The organism is Aquiflexum sp., from assembly GCF_977115555.1.
The window spans coordinates 1-4,821 of record NZ_CDSBKL010000324.1; the positions used below are offsets into that span (position 1 = coordinate 1).

A 4,821-nucleotide genomic window follows, 5' to 3' on the forward strand; every position below is an offset into this window, starting at 1 on the left:
CCGGGAAAACCTTGGGAAGAAACCGAAAATTATATGAAGCGCTCCCCGATTTCCTTGGTCGGCAATGTCAAAACCCCGACCATGTTGCTGACAGGAGAATCAGACTTTAGGACACCCATCGGGGAATCTGAGCAATATTATGCGGCATTGAAACTGCAGGAAGTCGAAACAGCCATGGTCAGAATCCCCAATGCTTCGCATGGATTGGTAGATAAGCCAAGTATGTTGGTGAGCAAAGTGGCTGCCATCCTCAGTTGGTTTGACCACTATAAAGCAAAACCCTGATTTTCCCATCGGGACAAAATCAGATGCTCCCTGATCAGTTTTTTGATCGCAGGAATATTGGCATAGTCAATGTTCTTGCCTTCAAAAAACGCGGGAAGATCAGTCATATGGGTAATCACCTGATCCAGTTCAGTATCCTTTATTCCCGACTTTCCCAATTGCCTCCTGAGCTCGACCATCAGTGCCAAAAGGCTCCAATTCTGAAAATCCCCATTGAGGTAATCTCCTTTTTTACCCGAGGATTTATCCAAACCCAAGGCGATTTCCCGGACATCATCAATGCTGGCAGTGACTAGAATCTGGGCGCCCTCTCCTTTTTTGTCACTGAGTTCATCGATAAAATATATCACCCGATTGAATTTATAGCTGATTTCCAAATCGAGTTTTTCCACCAATTCAGTTCGGGATTTTTTGTCTTCCTTTTTCTCTTTATAATCATCATAGGCCACCACCCCACCGGAGAGAAAAACAGCGGACAAGATCCAAAGGCCGAGTTTGCTGTTGAAAAAATAAATCACTTTCCCCCATCCTAACTTTTTGTCAGCTTCATTTTGAAGTTTTTCCCTGACTTCAAACCGGCAAGTTTCCCTTATTCTGATAAGTTCTTTTTCTTCTTCTGACAACATATGAAAATCAATTTTTGGATTATTGATTTGAATTTATTGGAAAAAAAATTAGGCTTAAATGATTATTTGCCAATAATCCAAAAATCTTTACCAAAAAGGAAGGGAGACCTTATAGAAAAATAATCCCAATTCCGGCAAGAAGAGAACTTGCCGGAATTGGGATGGGAATTTTAACATTACTTCCAAGCCCCTGCTTGTGTCTTCACAAGCAGCAACCCTCAGTTTAACTCCCAATTAATGGGTATTTTATCTTACTTCTTCTTCATTCCTTTGGCCGTCCTGTCCTCATAGGCCGGAGCAGGTGTCATTTTGGATGGATTGGAAGGAATGAGTTTCAGCACTTCCTGTACCACCCTTTCCATCTGTGGATCTCTGCCCTGCATCATCAGGTTAGGATCATCCCACACGAGGATATCAGGACTTACACCCTCTCCTTCCCAAAACCAATGCCCGGCATTGTCATAGAGTCTTGCATCCGGAACGGTGATTCCTCCGCCATCTATCAGTTGGTGTCCTGTGGCCGGTCCCACCAAAATGCCAAGGGTATTTTCACCGACAATAGGCCCGGCATTCAGGACTTTGAATGCCCACGGCAATCCATCTCCTCCGGAACCTGCCCACCCGTTGATCAACATGCCCATCGGGCCGGTATTGGCTTTGATCGGGTTGGTATGGTCACGGCCATGTCTCCAATGCAGGTTATAGGTTACAGGCCTTTGCAACAATTCCAAAAATCTGTCTGCCAACTGACCGCCGCCATTGAATCTTTCATCGATGATAAATCCTTTTTTGTCCAGTTGGCCATAATACATGCTGACCAATTCCCGCTGTCCGTCACCTGCCGTATTGGACATATAGACGTATCCAAGCTGTCCGTCGGAAAGTTTTTCGACCATTTTTCGGTTGTTTTCAAGCCATTCCAGGTATCTCAGGTTGGCTTCTTCTCCCGGTGAAAGACAGGTAATCACTACGTCTTTGCTTGATTCCGAATTGCCGTTTTTCTGACCCACTGTCAAGGAAACGGTCTTTCCGCTCAAACCTTCAAATGCCGCATAGGGATCTTTGTTGGGATCGAGTTTGATGCCATTGACTGCGAGGATATAATCTCCTTCTTTTACCTCTACCCCAGATCGGTCAAAAGGCGACCTGACTTCGGTATTCCAGGAAGCTGGTTTTACAATCCTCTTTATTTTATATCGGTCTCCGTCTTTTGCCCACTCGATTCCAAGAAATCCCGTCATCAATGGCGTCACTGATTCTACATCACCGCCATTGGTATAGGTATGGCCTGCGGCAAGTTCTGCCTGCATGTTGGATTGGATATTGGTGATGTCCCACCGGGATCTTGCATCTTTGATCAAGGCTCCATAACGCTTCCTCATATCGTTCCAATCCACACCCTGCATGTTGGGATCGTAAAAGAAATCCCTGTACCTTCTCCAGGTGTCGTTGAAAATCTGGTTCCATTCTTCCCTTGCTACCCAATTCATGACAAGGCCATTGGTCGGAATTGGCTTTTCCATTTTTTGGGCTGCATTGGCAGCGATGATTCCATATTGGCCGTTACTTGATACCAAAATGGATTTGCCGTCGGCGGAAACTACGAAGTTGTTTACTTTGTCCAAAATGGTTTTTTCCTCCCTCTCCTTGACATCATAAAACATCAAAGTAGATCCATTTTCTCCCGAACCCGTTCTTGGATACCGCAGAAAAACCAGTTTGTCATCTATGGCTGTCATTTTACCAAAATTGCCTGGCTTGACTGGCAATATTACCAACCTCGATTCCAATCCATCAAAATCTATGGCTACTTGAACTCCATTGGCTTTCTTTTCTTCAGGTTTCTTGTCATCAGGTTTCTTGTCAGCTGCGACTGTAATGGTATCATTTTTTGGAGCCAAAAGGGAAGCTACAGATTTGTTAAGGCTGATTGCACCGATTTGGGTCGCATTGGGATAGACCCATGTACCGTCACCCAAAGCTGAGTAAACAGGTTCCATATTCCTGTTGGTCTGGAAAAAGAGGTATTTGCCGTCTTTACTAAATGTCGGAGAATCATCAGAATAATACCCTGATGTGGCCTGTGTCAACTTATTTGCATCGACATCATATATGAAAATGGCTGTATTAGCATTTTCGAGTCCTATGGGGAAAGTAACATATTTGGAATCAGGCGACCAACTGATCGGAAAACCCGGTGCACCGCCATGGCCGATTACCCAATAGGTATTCCCGGCTTTTTTGATCTGACCCGAAACAGCATCCACTATGGAGATGTCATGTTTTTCATCAATGAAAGCAATTTTTTTGCTATCCGGAGACCAATGTAAAGTATAACCAAATCCGCCTTTTCGGTCGGTCAATTTCTTCGCCTCCTGATTCCCTTGGGAATTTTGGAGGTAAATCTCATATTCCCCGGACTGGTCACTCCAATAAGCTACCGATTTGCCATCAGGAGACCAAGCCGGACTGTGGTCCAAAGCACCGCTTGATTGGGTCATGTTGAGGGTGAAGCCTTCCTTTGAAGGAACATTGAACAACTCTCCCCTTGCCTGAAAGACTACCCTTTTGGCATCCGGTGAAACGGTCATATTGGCGATACTTTTGCTCACATCTTTTTGTTGGGCCATTTCAACAGATAGGTCACTGACCACGTGAACATCTACTTTTTTGTAGTTTTTGGTAGCAAGGTCCATCAGGTACAAGTCTCCCCCCATTTCAAAAACCAAATCCTTATCACTTGCAGAAAGGTATGAAATGTCAAAATCCTTGAAATTGGTAAGCTGAGCCAATGCCTTGGTCTTGGTATCATAAGCCCAGATATTCAATCGCATGTCAGGATTATCATCCGAAAGAAAATAAACCGTAGTACCCGACCAAGCAGGCTTTCCGTCTATAGCTATCCTGTTGGTGACATTTTCAACCTTTTTGGAAGTCATGTCATAGATCAGGATGTCTGAATTGTTACCGCTCCGGATTCTTTTGAAAGGATAATTTTCGGTGATTTTGGTGATGTAAGCCAACTGCTTTCCATCAGGTGAAAAACTCGCCAATTCTCCATAAGGCAAAGGCAGCTTCTCAGGAAACCCACCTTCTTTATTGACCAAGAAAAACTGGTTCAAAAGTCGTCTTCCACCCAATTCACCGGTAGATGCAAAAAGTAACTGTTTCCCATCAGGATGCCAGTCTATCATGCGGTCAGGAAAAGACTTATACGTCACCCGGGTTGGGATTCCTCCATTTACAGGCATCATAAAGACATCAAGGTTGCCATTGTAGCTCGCTGAAAAAGCGATGGATTTTCCGTCAGGAGAAAACCTTGGCCAAGATTCCTCGCCTGGAGATCTTGTAAGTTGGGTGGCCATCCCTCCTTCCTTGGGAACTGTCCAGATATCACCGCCAAAAACAAAAGCAATCTGGGAATCGGATACATCCATATAGCGCATCAACTTGGCATTGATCTGTGCGAAGGATGGAAGGAATGTGCAGGTCAAAAAGAGTAATGTGAAAATTTTTTTCATAGTGGTTTGGGTTTTGGTATTTTCCAAAAGTTAAAGATTTAACCCGTGTTTTTTCAATCCTTTGTTTTGAAACTGGAAAATTCTGGGACAGAAATGAAAAAAGGCCCTTACAAGGCCTTCATCCATTTTTCGACATCATCCATCCACCGGACTTCAGAAGTCGGATTGACCATACCAAAACCATGACCGCCCTCCTCAAAATAAGTATGTGCCACAGAAACATTGTTTTGTTTCAGCGCCGCTTCAAAAAGGTAAGAATTTTCAATTTTGACAGGATCATTTTTGGCATGGACAAGGTAGGTGGGAGGTGTTTCCGCACTAACCTGTTTGTCATTGGAATACAGGTCGATCATCCCTTGTGGAGGCCTTTCACCAATCAGGTTTTTGGA

4 protein-coding genes are annotated in these 4,821 nt (G+C 44.2%); 1 reads left to right on the forward strand and 3 read right to left on the reverse strand.

Going from position 1 to position 4,821, the window contains the following annotated elements; genetic code table 11:
• On the forward strand, window positions 1-285 hold a 285-nt coding region (locus tag ACZFYI_RS15820; RefSeq protein ID WP_462525099.1), incomplete at its 5' end, for an alpha/beta hydrolase family protein.
• Here ACZFYI_RS15820 and ACZFYI_RS15825 read toward each other — a convergent pair.
• The 3 genes from ACZFYI_RS15825 to ACZFYI_RS15835 all read right to left on the reverse strand — a co-directional run.
• Complete coding sequence (locus tag ACZFYI_RS15825; RefSeq protein ID WP_462525100.1) at window positions 267-911, reverse strand: hypothetical protein; 645 nt, start codon at window positions 909-911, stop codon at window positions 267-269. The two genes, ACZFYI_RS15820 and ACZFYI_RS15825, sit on opposite strands and share 19 nt — an antisense overlap.
• 251 nt (window positions 912-1,162) lie before the next feature.
• Window positions 1,163-4,432, reverse strand: coding sequence for a S41 family peptidase (locus ACZFYI_RS15830; RefSeq protein ID WP_462525101.1), 3,270 nt, complete (start codon window positions 4,430-4,432; stop codon window positions 1,163-1,165).
• A gap of 107 nt (window positions 4,433-4,539) precedes the next feature.
• On the reverse strand, window positions 4,540-4,821 hold a 282-nt coding region (locus tag ACZFYI_RS15835; protein ID WP_462525102.1), incomplete at its 5' end, for an alpha/beta hydrolase.

What these genes read in the sequence shown, in the direction of transcription:
- ACZFYI_RS15825 (WP_462525100.1), bottom strand. Translation starts at nt 911, where the DNA reads ATGTTGTCAGAAGAAGAAAAAGAACTTATCAGAATAAGGGAAACTTGC.
- ACZFYI_RS15830 (WP_462525101.1), bottom strand. Translation starts at nt 4,432, where the DNA reads ATGAAAAAAATTTTCACATTACTCTTTTTGACCTGCACATTCCTTCCA.